Origin of the sequence: Microbacterium sp. NPDC056234 (genome assembly GCF_042267585.1) — a bacterium.
Classification (GTDB): Bacteria; Actinomycetota; Actinomycetes; order Actinomycetales; family Microbacteriaceae; genus Microbacterium.
In genome coordinates, this window is sequence record NZ_JBHJTE010000003.1 from 351563 (window position 1) to 371207 (window position 19645).

Consider the following 19645-nt stretch of genomic DNA (forward strand, 5'->3'; position numbering starts at 1 on the left):
AAAATGGCTCGAGCAGCACCCGCGCATCACCGTCGATTCCAGGAGTCACCGTGGACAACACCCAGACCGAGAGCTCGGTCGCGAAATCCGCCATCCGGAAGGTCTCCGTGCGGCTCGTGCCCTTCGTGGCGTTGATGTTCTTCATCAACTACCTCGACCGCACGGCCATCGGCTTCGCCGCCCCGAACGGCATGAACGACGATCTCGCGCTCAGCGCTGCTCAGTTCGGCTTCGCGTCCGGCGTCTTCTTCATCGGCTACATCATCCTCGAGGTCCCCTCGAACATCGCTCTGCACAAGTTCGGCGCCCGCCGCTGGCTGGCGCGCATCATGGTGAGCTGGGGCATCGTCGCGCTGCTGTTCACCTGGGTGCAGAACTTCGAGCAGCTCGTCGTACTGCGATTCCTGCTCGGTGTCGCCGAGGCCGGCTTCTTCCCCGGTGCCATCCTCTTCCTCAGCCTCTGGGTGCCCGCGCAGTACCGCGGTCGCATCCTCATGCTCTTCTACCTGGCCCAGCCGCTCACGACCGTGATCGGCGCCCCGCTGGCCGGCGCCCTCATCCAGCAGCACGGCGTCTTCTTCGGGCTCGAGGGCTGGCGCTTCATGTTCATGGGTGTCGCGATCCCCGCCATCGTGGTCGGCATCATCGCCTGGTTCTACCTCAAGGACAAGCCCGCAGACGCGAAGTGGCTCACAAGCGCTGAGCAGGTCTGGCTCACGGATGCGCTCGAGTCCGAACGCAAGAAGACCGAGTCCACCGAGAAGCACGTCTCGGTCCGCTTCGCCTTCGGCAGCGGCCGGGTCTGGATGCTGTCGTTCATCTACTTCGGGTTCATCTACGGCCTCTACGCCCTGGCGTTCTTCCTGCCGACCATCATCGAGGGCTTCCAGGAGCAGTCCGGCGTGACCTACGACGTCTTCCAGAAGGGCCTGATCACGGCGGTCCCGTACCTGCCGGCCGCGATCGTGATGTACTTCTGGTCGCGCGACGCCGGAAAGCGCGGCTTGAAGACCTGGCACATCGCCGCGCCGGCGATCGCCGGCGCCGTGTCGATTCCGCTCGCCCTGTTCGCCGGCTCACCGGTCGCGACGATGGCCGTGATCACCATCACGGCATGCGCGATCTTCGCCGCGCTGCCGAACTTCTGGACGCTGCCGACGCAGTTCCTCACCGGCGTGGCCGCGGCCGCCGGCGTCGCCCTGATCAACACGATCGGCAACCTCGCCGGCTTCAGCGCCCCGTACATCACCGGCGCCGTGCACGACTGGACCGGCGGCTACGAGGTCCCGATGTTCATCGTCGGCGGATTCATGCTCGTCTCGGCGATCCTGATGATCGTGCTCGCCCGCAGCGGTCGCATCCGCACGGCCGGCGCCCCGGATGCCGCGACCACCGCGCGGGAGACCACCCGATGACGCGGTTGTGGAACGACCCGGCGGACTTCGCCGACGAGATGATCGACGGCTTCGTCGCCGCGAACGCCCGCTCCGTGCGTCGCGTCACCGGCGGCGTGGTCCGATCGACCGTCGTCCCCGAGGGACAGGTCGCGGTCGTGATCGGCGGCGGCTCGGGCCACTACCCCGCTTTCGGCGGCATGGTCGGCCAGGGACTCGCGCACGGCGCCGCGATGGGCAACCTGTTCGCGTCGCCGTCGGCGCAGCAGATCCACGCCGTCGCGAAGACCGCCGACCGTGGGGCCGGCGTGTTCTTCTCCTACGGCAACTACGCCGGCGACGTGCTGAACTTCGACGCGGCGCAGGAGCGGCTGCGCGCCGAGGGCATCGAGGCGTCGACGGTGGCGGTGACGGACGACATCTCGAGCGCCTCCATCGCCGAGAAGCACAAGCGCCGCGGCATCGCGGGCGATCTCACCGTCTTCCGCTCCGCCTCCGCGGCTGCCGAGCGCGGCGACGATCTCGCCGCCGTGTCGGCGATCGCCGCTCGCGCCAACGAGCGCACCAGGTCCTTCGGCGTCGCGTTCAGCGGCTGCACGCTGCCCGGCGCACCCGAGCCGCTGTTCACGGTGCCGGCCGGCCGCATGGCCGTGGGTCTCGGCATCCACGGCGAGCAGGGGATCGACGAGACCGACATTCCGACGGCGGATGAGCTGGCAGCTCTGCTCGTCGAGAAGCTCCTCGCCGAGATCCCCGACGGCGTCGAGATCAGCGGCGCACGAGTCATCCCGATCCTCAACGGTCTCGGTTCGCTCAAGTACGAGGAGATGTTCGTCGTCTACCGGCGTATCGCACAGCTGCTCGAGGATGCCGGAATCGTCATCGTCGACCCGCACGTCGGCGAGTACTGCACGTCGTTCGACATGGCCGGCACCTCATTGACCCTGTTCTGGCTGGACGACGAGCTCGAACAGCTCTGGGACACGCCGGTCGACGCTCCGGCGTATCGTCGCGGGTCGGTCGTGGCCGCCGCACAGGCAGCCGCTGCGGTCGACGTCGCGACGACCGAGGACGTCATCGCCCCCGGCGACGCCGACTCGCAGGAGCTCGCGCAGCTCGTGCGCGCCGCACTGCAGACGATCGTCGACACGATCGACGAGCACGCCGACGAGCTCGGCCGGATCGACGCGATCGCCGGTGACGGCGACCACGGGATCGGCATGCGGCGAGGGTCGCACGCGGCTCTCGCGGCCGGCATCCACGCCGCGGAGGCGGGAGCCGGTGCCAGGACGACTCTCGCGCGCGCGGCCGACGCGTGGGCCGACAAAGCCGGCGGGACCTCTGGCGCCCTGTGGGGCGTGATCCTCCACACGGTCGCCGTCCGACTGGGCGACACCGGACGACCGGATGCGCAGGCCGTGGCATCCGGCATCGCCGACAGCGCCCGAGGCGTGCAGGACTACGGCAAGGCCGAGGTCGGCGACAAGACGATGGTCGACGCGCTCGTGCCGTTCTCGAGCGAGCTGACCACGGCGGCGGACGGCGGCGCATCGCTGACGGCCTCGTGGACGACCGCAGCGGATGCCGCGACCAGAGCTGCCGTGGCAACGGCCGATCTGCTCCCCCGCATGGGGCGCGCCCGCAGCCATGGCGAGCACGCCATCGGCACCCCGGATCCCGGCGCGGTCTCCCTCGCGCTCATCGCCACCGCCATCGGCGAACTGCTCGCCGCAGGAAAGGACACCGCATCATGACCGAGCCCCTCCGCATCGTCATCGGCTGCGACGACGCCGGTTTCGACTACAAGGAGATCCTGAAGAAGGATCTCGAGAACGACCCCGGCGTCGCGTCCGTCGTCGACGTGGGTGTGGATGCCGATGGGCACACCGCCTATCCGCGCATCGCGATCGAGGCTGCCGAACGGGTCGCCCGCGGTGAGGCCGATCGTGCGCTGCTGATCTGCGGCACCGGCCTCGGCGTCGCGATCGCGGCGAACAAGGTCGCCGGCATCCGCGCCGTCACGGCGCACGATTCCTTCTCGGTCGAGCGGGCAGTGCTGTCGAACAACGCGCAGGTCCTCTGCATGGGACAGCGCGTGGTCGGGATCGAACTCGCACGCCGCAACGTCCGCGAATGGCTCACCTACCGCTTCGATGCGACCAGTGCGTCCGCCGAGAAGGTCGCCGTCATCGACGAGTACGAGAGCACCGGAACCTGCTGATGCCGAAGAAGATCGTCGGGGTGAGCCTGAAGATGTACTTCGGGCATGAACGGGCGCGCACCTGGTTGACCGAGGTGGCCGAGCGCGTCCGCGGGCACGATGGTGTCTCCTCCGGCGCCGTCGAGTTCTTCGTCACCCCGACGTTCCTGCAGATCGACCCTGCCGTTCAGGCGTTCGCCGGCACACCGGTGCGCATCGGCGGGCAGGACGTGGCGGCCGAGGCATCCGGAGCCTTCACGGGCGAGGTCTCGGCGTCGGAGCTGGCCGAGGTCGGCGCGAGCATCGCCGAGATCGGCCACGCCGAGCGTCGGCGCCTGTACGGCGAGACGGACGAGGTCGTGGCCGCCAAGACGCGGCAGGCGCTGGATGCCGGACTCACTCCCCTGCTCTGCATCGGCGAGACGGAGCAGCATGACCCCGAGGATGCTGCGGTGGCCGCGGTCGCGCAGCTGTCGGCATCTCTCGCGGATGCCCCGGCGGGCGCCGTGATCGTCGCGTACGAGCCGGTGTGGGCGATCGGAGCACCGGAGCCTGCGGGGCACGACCACATCCGCGTCGTCGCTGCGGCGCTGCGTGCCGCGCTCGACGCCGACCCTGCGCGCGCAGGATCGGCCGTGATCTATGGCGGCGCGGCGGGGCCCGGACTGCTGTCCGCCCTCGGCGACGCGGTCGACGGCGTCTTCCTCGGTCGCTTCGCGCATGACCCCGACGCGCTGTTGAGCGTGCTCGACGAGGCGGTGAGCGTCGCATGATCGGCCTCGGAACCTACGCCTATTTCTGGCAGCATTCGGATCGCGTCGAGCAGCCGCTCAGCCTCATCGGCGCCCTCGAGGACACCCGCGCACAGGACGTCGACCTGTTCCAGATCTGCGACTACGCACCGCTGGAGCACATGACCGATCCGGAGCTGAAGGACGCCGCCCGCGCGGCACGAGACCTCGGCATCCGCATCGAGCTGGGCACCAAGGGGATCGTTCCAGAGCACCTGTCGCGCTTCCTCCGGATCGCGTCGATCTTCGACGCACGCCTGATCCGCAGCATGATCTCCGGACCGGATTCCCGGCCGAGTCTCATCGAGGCCCAGGTGTGGTTGCGCAGCAGCATCCGCGATTTCGAGGCGGCAGGGGTGACGCTCGCCCTGGAGACGTACGAACAGGTGCCGACCGCGGATCTGATCGGCGTCATCGAACGGGTCGGCAGCACTCATCTGGGCATCTGCCTCGACCCAGCGAACGTCGTCGCGCAGTTGGAGAGCCCGAAGGCGTGCGTCGAACAGACTTCGGCCCTCACCAAGAACGTGCACGTCAAGGACTTCGCGTTCGCCCGTCAGCCGGGATGGGTCGGTTTCACGTACTCCGGCGCCGCGATGGGCACGGGCCTGCACGACTATGCCCACCTGCTCGCCACCGTGCGGCCGCGGGAGCGAGGCATCAACGAGATCGTCGAGCACTGGCTGCCCTGGCAGGACGATGCACAGACCACCATCCGAACCGAGCGGGAATGGACCCGCATCACCCTGGAACACCTGAGGAGCACATCATGAGCCACAAGATCGCCGTCATCGGAGCGGGCGGGAAGATGGGCATGCGCGTGTCCGACAATCTCGCGAAGACGGACCACACCGTCTGGTACGTGGAGAACTCGACGGCCGGTCAGCAGCGCACGATCGATGCAGGGCGAGAGCTCAGCGAGGCATCCGTCGCCGTCGCCGACGCGGACATCGTCGTCCTCGCGGTTCCCGACCTGGCCCTCGGCCCCGTCACGGCCGACCTCGTCCCCCAGCTCCGTTCCGGGGCGATCGTGCTGACGCTCGACCCCGCCGCGGCATACGCGGGCCTGCTCACCACGCGTGAGGACGTCATCCAGGCGGTGGCGCACCCGTGCCACCCGTCGATCTTCCTGCAGCGCGAGACTCCTGAGCAGTGGGCCGACACGTTCGGCGGCATCGCCGCCCCGCAGGACGCGATCGCCGCGATCGAGAGCGACGACCCTGCCAAGCAGGCGATCGTCGAGGAGACCGTCCGCGCCATCTACGCCCCGGTCATCGACGTGCACTGGGTGACGATCAAGCAGCTCGCCCAGCTCGAGCCCACCCTCGTGGAAACCGTCGCCTGCATGATCGGCGACCTCCTCAACGAGGCTCTTCAGGAGACCATCAACACGATGGGCGTCCCGGAGGCGGCCGCCCGCAGCATCCTGTACGGGCACACGCAGGTGGCGCTGGCCAACGGCCTGCGCGGCGACAACCCGTTCTCCGACGCGTGCCTGATCGCGATGGACTACGGCCGGGAGAGCATCATCAAGGACGATTGGAAGAAGATCTTCCGCGACGACGAGCTCGACAAGAACCTCGCCCGCATGCTGCACCTCGACCGCATCGAGCGCTGACATGGGACAGCTCGAGGGCAGGACCGCGCTCGTCACGGGAGCCGCGCTGGGAATCGGCCTGGCGGTCGCGACGCGATTCGTCCGTGAGGGCGCCCGCGTGATCCTCGCGGATCGCAACGGCGACGGCGCGGCCGAAGCGGCAGCGTCGTTGGGCGAGAACGCGCGAGCGGTGACGATGGACATCTCGGATGAGGATGCCGTCGCGTCCGGCTTCGCCGAGGTCGAGGCCGACGGCTGGCCACCCGACGTCGTCGTCGCGAATGCCGGCGTGCAGCTGTTCGGGCAGGATGCTCCGGCCGCCGACCTCGACCTCGACGTGTGGCGCAAGACGGTCGACATCAACCTCACGGGGACGTTCCTGACCGTCAAGCACGCCGTGCGTTCCATGCTGCCGCGCGGCGGCGGCTCGATCATCCTGACCGGCAGCCCCACCGGGGTGAACGGCGAGGGCCGGGACTTCACCGCCTACAGCACGACGAAGGCCGGCATCCACGGTCTCGGGCGCACGGTCGCCGCGGCGTACGCCGACCGCGGCATCCGGGTCAACACCGTCCAGCCCGCCTACACCGAGACGCCGCTGGTCGCCGCGATCAGCGAGGACCCGGAGTCGCGGGCGGCGATCATCAGCCGCATCCCGATCGGGCGAGCAGGCACCCCGGACGACGTCGCAGGCATCATGGTGTACCTCGCCAGCGATGACGGCGCCTTCGCGACGGGTGCGATCTTCCAGGTCGACGGCGGCATGACGTCGCTGTGATCTGAGACACCTGCACTCCCGTACGATGGCGGGAAACGTATGCCGCCGAGGGGGTGCAGGTGTCGAAGACGACCCGGCGGGTCCACCCGAACATCAACGCCGTCGCGCGCGAGGCCGGCGTGTCCGTCGGGACGGTCTCGAACGCGCTCAACAACCCCGAGCGCCTCGCCGATGAGACCCTGCGGCGCGTGCAGGCCGCGATCGAACGGATCGGTTACATCCGCAGCTCCGCAGGTCGCACGCTGATCCGGAATCGCTCGGACAGCCTGGGGCTGATCACGCCCGACCTGGTCAACGAGCTGTTCGTACGGATCGCGCGGGGCGCGCAGGCGACGGCATCGGCGAGCGGGCAGCGCCTCGTGATGGCCAACAGCCTGTTCAACGCGCACGACCTTGCGGCGGGGTACGCGCAGAACGATCTCCAGGACTCCTATCTGGAGTACTTCGCCGAAGCGCGCACCGACGGCGTGCTGGTGGCGTCCATGCGCGACCCCACAGCGGGCATCGCGCGCATCCGCAGTCACGTGCGCCCGATCGTCGTGATCAACTACGACGTTCCGGATGCCGACTGGTGCACGGTCCTCATGGACAACGAGCAGGTCGGGCGCTCCGCGGTCGAGCACATCGCCGACCTCGGCATCCGTCGTGCGTACTTCGTCTCGATCCCGGATCTCGTCCAGCCGGTCGTCGAGCGTCGGCGCGGAGCCCATGCGGGGGCGGCGGCTCGCGGAGTCGAGCTGATCGACATCACTTCGAGCGGTCTGGATTCGGCGGCCGGCGAAGCCGCGGCGGCCTCCCTCCCGCTGCACGCAGGCCAGGAGCGGGCGGCCATCCTCGGCCTGTCGGACGATCTCGCAGCGGGCGTGCTGAATCACCTGCGCGGACGCGCGGAACTGAGAGTTCCCGACGATGTCGCGGTGCTGGGCCTCGACGGCGACCACCACGACAACGGGCTCGACTGGATCACGCTGACGTCGATCGAGCTGCCGGGGCAGGCGATGGGTGCCGAAGCGATCCGGCTCCTGAACGCCGAGGCGGAGCCGGGCCACGTGCACGAGCGCGTCGTGCTCCCGGTGCCGCTCACACCACGCCAGAGCACGCTCGGGATCTGACCGGAGTCAGCGCGCTTCGCGCAGCCCCACGCGCACGAGGTGCTCGTTGACGAATCGGCCGGTCGGGTCGAGTCGCTCGAACACGGCACGGGCGTCGGCGAGGCGCGGCACGACGCGCTCGATGTCGGCACGCTCCGTCAGGTGCCGCTTGCCCCAGTGCGGGCGGGCGTTGAACGGCGCGAGGACCGGTTCGATGAGCGTCAGCGCTTCGGTGACCTCTTCCGGGTGGTTCTCCCACGTGAAGTGGATGATGAAGGCGTCGCGCTGATACGCACCGCTCAGCCACAGGTCGTCGGATGCCGCGGTGCGCAGCTCGGTCCAGATGAGGTGCTCGGTGTACGGACCGACGACCTCTCGAACAGCGCGCAGCGCGGCTGCGGCATCGGCGCGGTCGATGAAGTACTCGGTCTGGATCTCGTCGCCGCGGGACGGCTCGGCATCCGCCCGGAAGTGCGGCAGACGCTCGTACCAGGGGCCGGCGGCACCGATCAGAGTGACGTTGTCGCCGAGCCCGAGAGGCTCGAGCGTCGCGGACAGCCGGCCTCCGAGCAACTCCTCGGGGGCGGTCGCCGCGGCATCCGTCGCCCGGCGCTTGACCCACACCCAGCCGAGATCCTCGCCCCAACGGGTGAAGACGGAGACGCTGTCGCCCGCGGAGGTGACGGCGTCGATGTCGCCGAGCAGCGTGTCCCAGGTGACGCCGGCGTACAGATCCTGCCGGACCAGGTAGGTGGGCTGGATGTCGAGCGTGAGCTCTGTGAGGATGCCGAACGCACCGACACCGACGACGAGAGCATCGAAGTCCGGGTCGCCGCGGCGCACCTCGTGCGCCTCCCCCTCGGCATCCAGGAATCGGATCCCCGCCACGGCGCTGGAGAGCACGCCGTTGCCGTCGCCGGAGCCGTGGGTTCCGGTCGACGTGGCGCCGCCGACGCTGATGTGCGGCAGCGAGCCGGTGTTGTGCAGCGCCCAGCCGGCCTCGTGCAGTTGGGCGGCGAGCACGCCGTAGCGGGTTCCGGCGGTCACGCGCACGGTGCGTGACGTCTCGTCGATCGTGACCGGGTGGTCGAAGGCCGCCATCTCGATGAGCGTGCCGGTGGTGTCGGGGAGGTCGGTGAACGAATGCCGGGTGCCGAGGGCATGCACCGGGCCTGTTCCGGCCAGCGCGGCGCGCAGTTCGTCCTCGTCGGCGACGACGATGTGCCGCGGCGCCCGGTAGTCGTATGTCCCCGCCCAATTGCCTGCCATGCCGGCCTTCCTCGGTGTGTCTCGTGCTTCGGGTGTTTCCTCGCCTGAGACTATCGGGCAATTGGTCAACCGGTTATGGTTGTGACGTGGTTTCGATGACGAGTTCCTGGTGGCGGACGGATGCCGTGGCGTGGAGAGCGCACGACTGGAGCATCGAGGTGCGCGGTGACGAGCTCGCCGAGATCCGATACGGCGAGCGGATGCTGTTGCGGGCGGTGCGCTCCGCGGTGCGCGACCACGGCTGGCTGACGGTTCCGGTGCGCGTGCTGTCACTGTCATCGGACGCGTCCTCTCTGACGTTGGGCCTGCGGCACGAGGGTCTGGGGGCGCGTCTGGAATCGACGCTGGTGGTGACGGCGGACACGGATTCGCTGCGCATCGAGTGGGATGCCGTGAACTCGGACGCCTTCGACACCAACCGGACGGGGCTCGTCGTGCTGCACCCCGCGACGGATGCGGGGCGACCGGCAGTGGTCGTGCATCCAGACGGGTCGTCCGAGCAGGTCCGCTTCCCGCAGGCGATCAGCCCCCATCAGCCGATCGTCGGGATCCGCACACTGCGCGTCGACGACGAATTCGAGCTGGAGTTCGCCGGCGACATCTTCGAGATGGAAGACCAGCGCAACTGGACGGATGCGTCGTTCAAGACGTACAGCCGTCCGTTGGAGCTGCCGTATCCGTACCGCCTGGCCGCCGGGGAGCGCGTGCGGCAGTCGATCATGATCAGGGTGCTCGGGTCGGGTCATGAACCGTCAACCGCCGACGAGCCCGTGGCGCTCGTCGAAGCAGGCACGGTTCCGGCTATCGGCGTCGAGGCGTCGACTGCACCGGATCCGGTGCCGGCATCCGACGTCGGAGACTTCCGTGTCGTCGAACTCGATCTGACGACGACGAACTGGCGCGCGGCGCTCGATCGGGCCGCCGCGGATCGCGTGGTTCTGGATGTGCGACTGGTGACCGACGGATCGGAGCCCGCTCTCTCGGAGGCTGCGCGCAGGCTCGCGCGGTACCTCGATGAGCCCGGCATCCTCCAGGTGACGGCGTTCGATGCGACGGAGCACATCAGCGACCCGCGCGTCGTCGTCGCGCTGCGGACCGCGCTGGAATCAGCAGGGTTGTCCGTGCCCGTGCTGGCCGGAGCACGGTCGCACTTCACCGAACTGAACCGCGAGCAGGCGCGCATCGAGCACGAGGTGACCGGGATCGTCGTGAACACGACTCCCCTGTTCCACACGCTCGACACCGAACAGCTCGTGGAGGCGCTCGCGATGCAGAGGCTGATCGCCGAGCAGTCGGTGTCGATCGCCGATGGCGCGCCGGTGCACATCGGTCCTGTGTCGCTGCGCCCGCGCTTCAACAACGTCGCGACGACGCCCGAGCCCGCGCCGAGACGCACGGATCTGTCCGAGGGCTATGGCGCCGAGTTCACGGGTGCGGTGGATTCGAGACAGGACGCACCCGAGCTCGGCGCCTGGGTGATCGCGAGCGCCGCGGCGTTCGCCGTTCCCGGAGTCGCTTCGGTGTCCTGGTTCGAGACCTGGGGTCCGCGGGGTCTCGTCTCGGCGAACGGTCGGACGGCCGCCGCGGATGCGATCGACGCGCTCGTCGCCCTGGCCGGCGGCACGCTGCTGACGGGCATGGCGCCGGATGGGCTGGTCTGGGTGATCGGATCGAGGACGGATGCCGGAGCGGTCGCACTCATCGCGAACCTGGACCCGGAGGAACGACGCGTGTCGATCGAGGGATTCGGCGACGTCAGGGTCGGGGCCGGCGAGTGGGTACGCGTCGGACGCTGAGTGCGCTCGCTCTCGCCGAGTGAACGGGCCGAGTTGCAACGCGGCGATGAATGACGAGTCTCCGCCTGAAACGCACTTCGTCAGCGCTGCACGTCTCGTTCGAGCACGTCACGGCGCATCGGGACTCACATCGCGGGGCGGGTCAGAAGGGTGGGGGTTCTTGGCGGGTGGTGTGTCCGGTGGGGGTGGTGGTTTGGATGGTGCCGTTGGGTCGGGATCGGTAGCGGGTTCGGGTGCGGTGGTGGTGTGTGTGGTCGCGGGGGCATAGGGGGGCGAGGTTGGTGGTGTTGGTTGTGCCGCCGGTGGCCCAGGGGCGGCGGTGATCGATGTCGGCGTCGGCGGCGAGGCGGTTGCAGCCGTCGCGGGCGCAGGTGCGGTGTTTCAGGATGAGCCAGTCGCGTTGTGCTTTCGTGGGCCGGTAGGTGCGGCGGTCCATGTCCAGGATGACCCCGTGGATGGGGTCGGTGATGACCCGGTGGAACGCGGTGGTGTCGGTGAAGATCTGCGCGGCGGTGACGGGGTCGATGCTGTCGCCGCCGACGATCTCGGCCTGCTCCGCGGCGAGGACCCGGGCGGTTTCGGGGTCGATCGGTGCCCGGTCACGGGCGGCGGTGAGCAGTTGGACGGGGATCGTGACGAACACTTTCGTCTTCACCGCGGTGTCGGTGCCGACACCGCGCAGCCAGGCGCTGGACAGGTCCGCACGGATCTGATCCCGGGTGCGTCCTTCACGGGCGTCTTTGGTCAGGTGCTTCGCGGTGGAGGTGGCGCGTCGGAACGCGGCCCGCGCCTCATGCGAGGGCATCAGTGCGTGAAACCACGCCATACCCCCGGCGGCGTCTTCGACATACACGGTCCGGTCCCGCATCGCCCGGGCATGGCCCGCCTCGGGCGAGAGGGGACACAACCGGTCGGTGAGGCGCTTGAGCCGCCGGTTGAACGTGCCCGGGGTGCACGACACCGACCATTCCGCGCATGCCGCATCGATCGCGTGAAACGCGGCGCGCTCCGCCGTCCGCTCCGCCGCGGTCGCATCGCCCGGCGCCGCGACCAGGCCGAGGGCGTGCACGGCCCGCCCCAACAGATACAACGACGCGAACCCGGTCACGGCCTGCTCCCACAACGCCGGCAGGTGCGTCTGGGCGCGTTCGGCAAGGAACACCTGCCCGCGCACCTGCTCCTCCGTCATGGTCATCCGCAACGCGAGATCCAGCACCGCGGCCCGCTCGGCATACTCGACCGCCCGGGCGTCCTCGATCCCGTCCAGATACAGCTCCGGGTGCCGGCGGGCGTGCTGGATCACCCGCAGCATCCGGGTCGCCTGCACCGCCGCCTGACGGTTCGCGTCCACCTGCGAGCACTCCGCATCCGCGAGCAGCACACCGATCTCCTCCGCCGGCTCCCACACCGGAGAAGAGGACTCATGCGCCGCTGCATCCATCACTCCAGTTTAGTATCTATGTTCGAAACCAGCAAGATGAGAACCGGGCGGATGTTGACTTCGAGCGCACTCGAACTCCTACTCTTCTGACATGCCTGCAGAGGAGACAGCACTCACCATCGCGCAGATGAGCGCGGCCACCGGGGTGTCAGCGCACACCCTTCGCTACTACGAGCGAGCCGGGCTGATCCATGCGATCGCGCGGACAACCGGGAATCGCCGCCGCTATTCGGATGCCGACATCGAGTGGGTGCGATTCCTGCTGCGACTTCGGGAAACAGGTATGCCGATCGCGCAGATGCGCGAATACGCCGAACTCCGACGGCGAGGGCCGGCCTCGATCGAACGGCGGCTGAATCTGCTCGAAGAGCACCGCAAGAACCTGCGCGAACAGATCGCGTGTCTCCACGAACACGACCAGGCTCTGGCCAGGAAGATCGCGACCTACGAACAGGAGATGACGACAGCACGACCGAGAGGAGCCGAACGATGACCGAGACCCCAGAACGACAGCAACGCTTCGCGCGAGGCAAAGACGTCCTCGATGCCGTCGACGGCGCCGCAGGCGCGAACGTGATCGATGCGCTCGCGGAGGTGTCGCCGGAGCTCGCCCACCAGGTCGTCGCGTGGGGCTTCGGCGAGATCTACTCCCGCCCCGGCCTCGAGCCACGCGACCGGCAGCTCGTCACGCTCGGGATGCTGACGGCGCTCGGCGGTGCCGAGCCGCAGCTCGAGGTCCACATCAACGCATCGCTCAACGTCGGACTGACACCGCAGCAGATCGTCGAGGCTTTCGTTCACTCCGCCGTGTACTGCGGTTTCCCTCGGGCGCTGAACGCGACATTCACTGCCAAGAAGGTCTTCGCCGAGCGCGAGCTGCTGCCGGTGGCCTGAAACCCACTGCCGCAGAGGAAGGGCGAAGGACGTCAGCTGCCGTTCCGGGTGTCACTCAGCAGCGAATGACGGATCCGGACATCGCTGAAGACGACATCGCATCGGTCACCGCAGGGCGCCTGGCTGAGGAAGCCGACGTAGGTCGGCGTGCCGGCCGGCACGGCGAGATGGAAGAGCCGGACGAAGTCCCAGCGCTCACCGTCTGTCGAGGAGTGGAATGCCCAGGCGTCGTCGCCCAGGAAGGCGAGGCGCAGAAACACACTGCTATCCACCACGAGGCGCGAGTTGACATCGTCCGAGTACGTGTTCGTCACGACGCTGACGACCATCGGTTCGCCGTCCGGGGAGTTCTCGAAGCAGAGCTTCGCCCAGTGGTCCCTGTCCGACCAGATCGACAGGGCGCCGGCGTCGAACGTCGTACGGTCACCGTCGACGAAGACGTTGGCCGAGAGCATGAACGGCGTGGGCGGTGCCACGAACGCCAGACTCGCCGCCCGGTGCTGCTGTTCGCCTCCGGTCGCATCATTGGTCCAATCGACACCGCCCGCGCTCCGCAGGGTGAGCGTCCCGGTCGTCGGATCGACCGACCCTTCGCCCTCAACAGGAACCCAGGACAGGGGCGGCAGCGCATCGAGCGCGAGCTGGGGATCAGTCATGGCTCCATTCTGGCGTCACGGTACGCTGAAACCGCGACTGGCGTGGCCGGATCACCGGTAGGGAGCGCAACAACGGCATCGTCCGCCTGGGTGCCCATCGATTCGACGAGATGGGCCATACACATGCGCTACGGAATGAACCCGCACCAGAAGGCCGAGGTGATCGGCCGCGGTCCGCGGATCGTGAACGGCGAGCCCTCGATGATCAACTATCTCGACGCGCTGAACGCCGCGGCGCTCGCGCGCGAGGCCGACCTGTACACGGGACGCGCGGCGGCTGCATCCTTCAAACATGTCTCCCCTGCCGGCGCTGCCGTCGCCGGCGAGATCGATGAGACGGCCGCCGGCACGTGGAACGTCCCCATCGCGGCATCCGGTTCCCCGCTCTCCGCGTATGTGCGCGCCAGGGATGCCGACCCCAAGTCGTCGTTCGGGGACGTCGTCGCGCTGTCGCGTCCGGTCGATCTCGAGACGGCAGAATTTCTGAGCTCGGTCATCTGCGACGCCCTCATCGCTCCCGGATTCGAGCCCGGAGCGGTCGATCTGCTCCGCCGGAAACGAGCCGGCCGCTTCCTCGTCCTCGAGGCGGACCCGAACGCTTCCCTTCCTGCACGCGAGCGCCGGGAGGTGCTCGGTGTCTCCCTGGAGCAGGACCGCGACACGGCAGATCTCGCCGCCGCCCTTCCGCCCGGTCTCGACTCGGCGACACGCACCGACGCCCTGCTGGGCATGGTGACGGCGCGCTACACCCAGTCGAACTCCGTCGTGCTCGTCAAGGACGGCTCAGCGATCGGCATCGGCGCCGGCCAGCAGAACCGGGTCGACTGCGTGCGCCTCGCCGGTGCGAAGGCACGGATCTGGCGGCTGCGCCGACACGAGATCGTCGACGCCCTGCCGCGGATCGAAGGGGTGAAGAGGCAGGACCGTCTGAACTGGCAGATCCGCTTCGCGGGGCACGAGATGACGCGCGGCCAGTCGGCGGACTTCGCCCACCTGTTCGGTGCGGATGCCGCGGCTCGGTATGACGACCCGTCGTGGCGGGATGCCTGGGCGCGCGACCCTGGCGACATCACGCTCGTTTCGGACGGCTTCCTGCCGTTCCGCGACAACGTCGACCACGCGGCAGAGTTCGGCGTGAGCACCATCGTCGAACCCGGCGGATCGACGAGGACACCGGAGGTGGCAGCGGCTGCGCACGAGTACGGCATCGGACACGTGCAGGCCGGGCTGCGACTCTTCCACCACTGACGGCGCCGACACCACGAGGGGCCGTCCCGCAGGACGGCCCCTCGCTCTCTCCGGTCCCCCGACCGATCACTCCAACGAGAAGAGCGTGTAGCTCTCCGCGTTCTCGGCGTTGATGACGATGCAGTCGATCGACTGCTTCTCGTCCTCGCCGGTCTCCCCCGTCTTCACGAAGCTGTCGGCCTGCTGCACCGCGAGCTGCGAGATCAGAACCGCCGGCTGCAGACCTGTCGCCAGCAGCGTGCCGGCCTTGATGGCCTCGACGGCGTCCGGGCTGCCGTCGAACCCGGCGATGACGACCTTGCCCGTGAGACCCGCCGCCTCGACCGCCGCGACGGCACCGAGCGCCATGGTGTCGTTGCCCGCGATGATGCCCTGGATGTCAGGGTCGCGCTGCAGCAGCGTCTCGATCTTCGTGAACGCCTCGTCCTGGCTCCAGTTCGCGGTCTCCTTGGCGACCGAGACCAGGTTCGGATACTGCGAGATGACGCTGGCATACGCCTCCGAACGCACCCCTGCGTTCGTGTCGGACTCCTTGCCGGTCAGCTCGATGTACTTGCCGCCGTCGGGAAGGGCCGCGACCCATTCCTCGGCGACCGCCGCAGCGCCCTGCGCGTTGTTCGCGACGATCTGCGCGGCGGCGACGCCGGTCTCGTTGATCTCACGGTCGATGAGGAACACCGGGATGCCGGCATCCTTGGCCTTCTGCACCGGACCGATCGACGCGTCGGCGCCGGCGTTGTCGAGGACGATCGCCACGGCATCCTTGCTGATGGCCGCGTCGATCAGCTCGCTCTGCTTGTTCGGGTCGTCGTCGTGCGAGGCGACGGACGTCTCGTAGCCGAGCTTCTCGGCCTCGGCCGCCGCGGCATCCGCTTCGGCCTTGAAGAACGGGTTGTCGTGGGAGGGCGTGATGATCGCGATGAGGCCGCCGGCATCACCGGAGCCGCCGTCGCCGCCGTCGCCGCCCGAACCGGCGTCGTCTGCGCCAGGGCTGCACGCGGCGAGCCCGAAGACGAGGGTGAGTGCCGCTGCTGCGGCGAGGATACTGCGTCGCATGATTCTCCTTCGATCGTGCTGTGGTGCTGCTGACGTCGCAGCGGGGATCACGCCGTCGCCGGCGTCGTCTGTGGAGGTGAGGACTGCTTGTTCGCCGCGGCGAGCGCCGCGTTCTTCGATCGGGTGATCCGCTGCTGCGCCTGGTCGAGCATCACGGCGAGGATGATGACGGCACCCTTGATCGCGATCTGCCAGAACGTCGAGACGCCGACCAGGACCAGGCCGTCGCTGAGGAAGCCGATGACGAACGCTCCGATCAGCACGCCGCGGACGTTGCCGCGCCCACCGGTCAGCGCCGCACCGCCGATCACGACCGCCGCGATCGCGTTGAGCTCGAACGTCTCACCGAGCTGCGGCGCCGCGCTGGTGAGCTCGGAAGAGATGATCAGCCCGGTCGTCGCCGCGCAGAAGCCGCTGATCATGTAGACGCGCAGTTTGACCTTCTTCACCGGCACCCCGGAGAGCTCTGCCGCCCGCTCGTTGCCGCCGGTGGCGTACACCCAGCGCCCGAACGGGGTCTTTCGCAGCACCAGCGAGGCGATCAGAGCGAACACGACCATGATCCAGATCGCCGTCGGGATGCCGAGGATGCGCCCGCCTCCGATCAGGAGGAATCCCTGATTGCCGAGTTCCTCCGTGCCGGCGAGCTTCGGATACGTCGTCCCGTTCGAGATGAGCAGGGCAGCCCCTCGAGCGACGTAGAGCATGCCGAGGGTCGCGATGAACGGCGCGACGTTGAACTTCGTCACGAGGATGCCGTTGATGAAGCCGACGAACGTGCCGACGGCGAGCGCGACGAGCACCACGAACCAGACCTGCGGATACGCGACGATGTCGAACACCGTCAGCTGCCAGCCCTGCAGCAGCGTTCCCGCCACGACGCCGGACAGGCCGACGGTCGACCCGACGGACAGGTCGATGCCGCCCTTGAGGATCACGAACAGCATCCCGAGAGCCAGGATGCCGTTGTACGCGACGTGCTTGGTCATCGTGACGAGGTTGCTGAAGGTGAGGAACGAGTCCGACAGCAGCGCGAAGATGATGATCAGCACGATCAGCGCGATGAACGCGCGGCCCTCGAGCAGCAGCGAGCCGATGTCGACGTTCTGCAGGCGGTTCCGCCTGACGGCGGTGTTCTCGGTGGTCATTGCGCGCTCCCTGCGGCTTCGTCGTTGTGTGATTCCCCTGAGGCGACCATGAGGTCCTCGCGGGTGGAGTGCTGGGGATCGAATTCGCCGACGATCCGGCCCTTCGACATGACGATCACGCGGTTGGAGACGCCGAGCGCCTCGCCCACCTCGCTCGTCGCGAAGAGCACCGCGAGTCCGCGGCGCGCCTCGCGTGCCATGAGCGCGAAGATCTCGGCCTTGGCGCCGACGTCGATGCCGCGGGACGGCTCGTCCAGCAGGATCACGCGCGGCTCCGTCATGAGCGTCTTGCCGATCACGACCTTCTGCTGGTTGCCCCCGGACAGCGACGTGATCGACGCGTTCGGGCCGGAGGCCTTGACCCGTACGTCCGCCATGCTGCGTGCCACCGCCTCGCGCTGTCGACGCGCGCGGATCCAGCCCATCGACGCGAACGAGAGCAGGCTGGACAGTGCGGTGTTCTCACCGACCGACATCGTCTGCACCAGCCCGTCGCGCTGCCGATCCTCCGGGACGAGCGCGAGACCGGACGCGATGCGGTCGCCGATCGTCTGCGAGGCGAGCGGCTCGCCGTGGATCAGCACCTCGCCGCGCTGGATCGGCGACCGCCCGGCGAGGGCCTCGAGCAGCTCGGTGCGCCCGGCGCCCATCAGGCCGTAGAGGCAGACGATCTCGCCCTCGCGCACCTCCAGATCGAGCCCGTCGACCGCGAGCCGGCTCGGGTTCGCCGGGTCGGCGACCGTGACGCCCTTGAGCGACAGCGCGACTGCGCCGAACTCGTCGAGCAGGTCGGGCGCGAGGTCATCGGCGGCACGGCCGACCATGTTCGAGATGACCCAGTTCAGGTCGATCTCGGCGCGGTCGCCGGTCGCGACGAGCGCTCCGTCGCGGAAGACGACGGCGTGGTCGGCGATCTCCAGCGCCTCTTCCAGATGGTGAGAGATGTAGACGATCGCGACGCCCTCGTCCGTCAGCTCCCGGATGAGGGAGAACAGGACCTCGACCTCACTGCCGCTGAGCGCGGACGTCGGCTCGTCCATGATGAGCACGCGCGCTTCGCCGGCCAGTGCGCGGGCGATCTCGACGACCTGCTGCTGCCCGAGTCGCAGATCGCCGACCGGGGTCTTCGGGTCCAGCTCCTCGGCGAGACGGCGCATGAGCTCTCGGGTCTTCGCGGTCTCGGCCTTGTCATCGACGAGGATGCCGCCGCGGGTGTATTCGCGGCCCATGAAGATGTTGTCCTTGATGCTGAGGTTGGGTGCCAGGCTCAGCTCCTGGTGGATGATCGCGATGCCGCGCCGCGCGGCATCCACGGTGTTCTCGAGGACGATCTCCTCGCCACGCAGCTCGAGAACGCCGGCGGTGGGCGTCTCCACACCGGAGAGGATCTTCATCAGTGTCGACTTGCCGGCGCCGTTCTCCCCGAACAGGACGGTGACGGCACCGGAGCGGATGTCGAAGTCGACGCCCTTGAGCGCGTGCGTCGCACCGTAGACCTTGGAGATCCCCCTGGCGCGCATGACGACCGTGTCCTGAACGACATCGTCGATCAGCGCCCCCATCATCCGACCTCGATCGCGACGGGGACGACCGAGACGAGGGCGGGATTGACGCGGGTGAAGGCGCCGGTCACCGTGATCGTCTGCCCCTCCGAGATCGCCCCGACATCGGCGAGCATGCCGTCGCGGACGCGGTTGTTGAACTCGGTCGCGACCTCCTGGAACTCGAGCTGATTCGTGAAGTCGTTGAACGCGACGGTTCCGGTGACATCGCGCAGCGCCGTGCCGTTGATCGCGGGACCGACCTGCACCTGGACGGTCGTCTCGGCAGGAACCCCCTCGACCGTGACCGGCAGGATCGATCCGTTCTGCGCACCGGCCGTCGCCGTGAAGCTCACCGGGAAGCTGTAGGAGCTGCCCGCGCCTGGCGCGTAGCCGAAGTCGGCTTCGTCGGCGCCGGCCTCGAGGTCGGCGAGCAGCGTCGCCAGCTCGACGGCGTCGTCCTCGATCTGCGGGACGATCTCGCTGTCGAACCGCTCATCGGCGTACGTGACCGGGTCGAAGCTGCCTGCGCTCGCGCTCGCCTCGGCATCCTCGATCGAGACGTACGTCGTCGTGGCGAGTCCGATGCCGGCCACGGCCAGAAGGGCAACGGTGATCGGGATCCAGGCCTTGATCCTGGGTCGACGCGCCGTCGCGTTCATAGGCTGCTCCTTCGCAGGTCAGAACCGGATGCCGCGACTCGGGCGCCGCAGATACATCAACCGGTTGACCAAAACGTAGCAGG

The 19645-nt window shown here is 68.6% G+C and carries 19 protein-coding genes; 12 read left to right on the forward strand and 7 right to left on the reverse strand.

Features of this window, described 5'->3' with window-relative positions:
• Positions 1–50 precede the first annotated feature (50 nt).
• The 8 genes from ACFCYE_RS11095 to ACFCYE_RS11130 are packed head-to-tail and all read left to right on the forward strand — an operon-like array spanning position 51 to position 7872.
• Entirely contained in the window at positions 51–1415 is a 1365-nt protein-coding gene (locus ACFCYE_RS11095) for an MFS transporter (protein WP_376178697.1), read from the forward strand.
• On the forward strand, positions 1412–3148 hold the full coding sequence (locus ACFCYE_RS11100; protein WP_376178698.1) for a dihydroxyacetone kinase family protein: 1737 nt from the start codon (positions 1412–1414) through the stop codon (positions 3146–3148). The genes ACFCYE_RS11095 and ACFCYE_RS11100 overlap by 4 nt, the downstream gene beginning before the upstream one ends.
• A complete protein-coding gene (locus ACFCYE_RS11105; RefSeq protein WP_376178700.1) occupies positions 3145–3615 on the forward strand; it encodes a ribose-5-phosphate isomerase in 471 nt (156 codons plus the stop codon). The genes ACFCYE_RS11100 and ACFCYE_RS11105 overlap by 4 nt, the downstream gene beginning before the upstream one ends.
• The gene (locus ACFCYE_RS11110) at positions 3615–4367 is read left to right on the forward strand and encodes a triose-phosphate isomerase family protein (RefSeq protein WP_376178701.1); all 753 of its coding nucleotides are present in this window, start codon (positions 3615–3617) and stop codon (positions 4365–4367) included. The genes ACFCYE_RS11105 and ACFCYE_RS11110 overlap by 1 nt, the downstream gene beginning before the upstream one ends.
• Complete coding sequence (locus ACFCYE_RS11115; RefSeq protein WP_376178703.1) at positions 4364–5158, forward strand: sugar phosphate isomerase/epimerase family protein; 795 nt, start codon at positions 4364–4366, stop codon at positions 5156–5158. Before ACFCYE_RS11110 ends, ACFCYE_RS11115 begins: the two co-directional genes overlap by 4 nt.
• The gene (locus ACFCYE_RS11120; RefSeq protein WP_376178704.1) at positions 5155–6003 is read left to right on the forward strand and encodes a phosphogluconate dehydrogenase C-terminal domain-containing protein; all 849 of its coding nucleotides are present in this window, start codon (positions 5155–5157) and stop codon (positions 6001–6003) included. The genes ACFCYE_RS11115 and ACFCYE_RS11120 overlap by 4 nt, the downstream gene beginning before the upstream one ends.
• 1 nt (position 6004) lies before the next feature.
• The gene (locus tag ACFCYE_RS11125) at positions 6005–6760 is read left to right on the forward strand and encodes an SDR family NAD(P)-dependent oxidoreductase (protein WP_376178706.1); all 756 of its coding nucleotides are present in this window, start codon (positions 6005–6007) and stop codon (positions 6758–6760) included.
• 59 nt (positions 6761–6819) lie between these two features.
• Positions 6820–7872 carry a LacI family DNA-binding transcriptional regulator gene (locus ACFCYE_RS11130; protein WP_376178707.1) on the forward strand — a complete coding sequence of 351 codons (1053 nt, stop codon included), beginning with the start codon at positions 6820–6822 and terminating at the stop codon, positions 7870–7872.
• 6 nt (positions 7873–7878) lie between these two features.
• On the opposite strand, the gene ACFCYE_RS11135 is transcribed toward ACFCYE_RS11130, so the two are convergent.
• Positions 7879–9120 carry a D-arabinono-1,4-lactone oxidase gene (locus ACFCYE_RS11135; protein WP_376178708.1) on the reverse strand — a complete coding sequence of 414 codons (1242 nt, stop codon included), beginning with the start codon at positions 9118–9120 and terminating at the stop codon, positions 7879–7881.
• A 95-nt stretch (positions 9121–9215) separates the two neighbouring features.
• On the opposite strand from ACFCYE_RS11135, the gene ACFCYE_RS11140 reads away from it, so the two are divergent.
• Positions 9216–10916 (forward strand): hypothetical protein, encoded by a 1701-nt coding sequence (locus ACFCYE_RS11140; RefSeq protein WP_376178710.1) that lies wholly within the window; start codon positions 9216–9218, stop codon positions 10914–10916.
• 142 nt (positions 10917–11058) lie between these two features.
• Here ACFCYE_RS11140 and ACFCYE_RS11145 read toward each other — a convergent pair whose 3' ends face one another.
• Complete coding sequence (locus tag ACFCYE_RS11145; protein ID WP_376178712.1) at positions 11059–12357, reverse strand: HNH endonuclease signature motif containing protein; 1299 nt, start codon at positions 12355–12357, stop codon at positions 11059–11061.
• A 91-nt stretch (positions 12358–12448) separates the two neighbouring features.
• Here ACFCYE_RS11145 and ACFCYE_RS11150 point away from each other — a divergent pair, with 91 nt between their 5' ends.
• Positions 12449–12850 (forward strand): MerR family transcriptional regulator, encoded by a 402-nt coding sequence (locus ACFCYE_RS11150; RefSeq protein ID WP_376178713.1) that lies wholly within the window; start codon positions 12449–12451, stop codon positions 12848–12850.
• Positions 12847–13251 carry a carboxymuconolactone decarboxylase family protein gene (locus ACFCYE_RS11155; RefSeq protein WP_376178715.1) on the forward strand — a complete coding sequence of 135 codons (405 nt, stop codon included), beginning with the start codon at positions 12847–12849 and terminating at the stop codon, positions 13249–13251. Before ACFCYE_RS11150 ends, ACFCYE_RS11155 begins: the two co-directional genes overlap by 4 nt.
• Positions 13252–13283: 32 nt before the next feature.
• Here ACFCYE_RS11155 and ACFCYE_RS11160 read toward each other — a convergent pair whose 3' ends face one another.
• Positions 13284–13907 (reverse strand): DUF1349 domain-containing protein, encoded by a 624-nt coding sequence (locus ACFCYE_RS11160; protein WP_376178717.1) that lies wholly within the window; start codon positions 13905–13907, stop codon positions 13284–13286.
• Positions 13908–14030: 123 nt separating this feature from the next.
• On the opposite strand from ACFCYE_RS11160, the gene ACFCYE_RS11165 reads away from it, so the two are divergent.
• A complete protein-coding gene (locus ACFCYE_RS11165) occupies positions 14031–15155 on the forward strand; it encodes a hypothetical protein (protein WP_376178718.1) in 1125 nt (374 codons plus the stop codon).
• 66 nt (positions 15156–15221) lie between these two features.
• On the opposite strand, the gene ACFCYE_RS11170 is transcribed toward ACFCYE_RS11165, so the two are convergent.
• From ACFCYE_RS11170 to ACFCYE_RS11185, 4 genes are read right to left on the reverse strand one after another with little or no spacing between them, the layout of a single operon-like run.
• Positions 15222–16211, reverse strand: a complete 990-nt coding sequence (locus ACFCYE_RS11170) for a D-ribose ABC transporter substrate-binding protein (protein ID WP_376178720.1) — start codon at positions 16209–16211, stop codon at positions 15222–15224.
• A 47-nt stretch (positions 16212–16258) separates the two neighbouring features.
• Complete coding sequence (locus tag ACFCYE_RS11175; RefSeq protein ID WP_376178722.1) at positions 16259–17359, reverse strand: ABC transporter permease; 1101 nt, start codon at positions 17357–17359, stop codon at positions 16259–16261.
• Positions 17356–18924, reverse strand: a complete 1569-nt coding sequence (locus tag ACFCYE_RS11180; protein ID WP_376178723.1) for a sugar ABC transporter ATP-binding protein — start codon at positions 18922–18924, stop codon at positions 17356–17358. The genes ACFCYE_RS11175 and ACFCYE_RS11180 overlap by 4 nt, the downstream gene beginning before the upstream one ends.
• Positions 18921–19562, reverse strand: a complete 642-nt coding sequence (locus ACFCYE_RS11185) for a DUF2291 family protein (RefSeq protein ID WP_376178725.1) — start codon at positions 19560–19562, stop codon at positions 18921–18923. The genes ACFCYE_RS11180 and ACFCYE_RS11185 overlap by 4 nt, the downstream gene beginning before the upstream one ends.
• Between the last annotated feature and the right edge of the window lie 83 nt (positions 19563–19645).

Bases quoted from the DNA above. Each gene is read 5' to 3' on its own strand.
- ACFCYE_RS11175 (WP_376178722.1), bottom strand. From the start codon at position 17,359: ATGACCACCGAGAACACCGCCGTCAGGCGGAACCGCCTGCAGAACGTC.
- ACFCYE_RS11160 (WP_376178717.1), bottom strand. From the start codon at position 13,907: ATGACTGATCCCCAGCTCGCGCTCGATGCGCTGCCGCCCCTGTCCTGG.
- ACFCYE_RS11155 (WP_376178715.1), top strand. From the start codon at position 12,847: ATGACCGAGACCCCAGAACGACAGCAACGCTTCGCGCGAGGCAAAGAC.
- ACFCYE_RS11115 (WP_376178703.1), top strand. From the start codon at position 4,364: ATGATCGGCCTCGGAACCTACGCCTATTTCTGGCAGCATTCGGATCGC.
- ACFCYE_RS11150 (WP_376178713.1), top strand. From the start codon at position 12,449: ATGCCTGCAGAGGAGACAGCACTCACCATCGCGCAGATGAGCGCGGCC.
- ACFCYE_RS11145 (WP_376178712.1), bottom strand. From the start codon at position 12,357: ATGGATGCAGCGGCGCATGAGTCCTCTTCTCCGGTGTGGGAGCCGGCG.
- ACFCYE_RS11185 (WP_376178725.1), bottom strand. From the start codon at position 19,562: ATGAACGCGACGGCGCGTCGACCCAGGATCAAGGCCTGGATCCCGATC.
- ACFCYE_RS11100 (WP_376178698.1), top strand. From the start codon at position 1,412: ATGACGCGGTTGTGGAACGACCCGGCGGACTTCGCCGACGAGATGATC.
- ACFCYE_RS11110 (WP_376178701.1), top strand. From the start codon at position 3,615: ATGCCGAAGAAGATCGTCGGGGTGAGCCTGAAGATGTACTTCGGGCAT.
- ACFCYE_RS11120 (WP_376178704.1), top strand. From the start codon at position 5,155: ATGAGCCACAAGATCGCCGTCATCGGAGCGGGCGGGAAGATGGGCATG.
- ACFCYE_RS11135 (WP_376178708.1), bottom strand. From the start codon at position 9,120: ATGGCAGGCAATTGGGCGGGGACATACGACTACCGGGCGCCGCGGCAC.
- ACFCYE_RS11105 (WP_376178700.1), top strand. From the start codon at position 3,145: ATGACCGAGCCCCTCCGCATCGTCATCGGCTGCGACGACGCCGGTTTC.
- ACFCYE_RS11180 (WP_376178723.1), bottom strand. From the start codon at position 18,924: ATGATGGGGGCGCTGATCGACGATGTCGTTCAGGACACGGTCGTCATG.
- ACFCYE_RS11140 (WP_376178710.1), top strand. From the start codon at position 9,216: ATGACGAGTTCCTGGTGGCGGACGGATGCCGTGGCGTGGAGAGCGCAC.
- ACFCYE_RS11165 (WP_376178718.1), top strand. From the start codon at position 14,031: ATGCGCTACGGAATGAACCCGCACCAGAAGGCCGAGGTGATCGGCCGC.
- ACFCYE_RS11125 (WP_376178706.1), top strand. From the start codon at position 6,005: ATGGGACAGCTCGAGGGCAGGACCGCGCTCGTCACGGGAGCCGCGCTG.
- ACFCYE_RS11170 (WP_376178720.1), bottom strand. From the start codon at position 16,211: ATGCGACGCAGTATCCTCGCCGCAGCAGCGGCACTCACCCTCGTCTTC.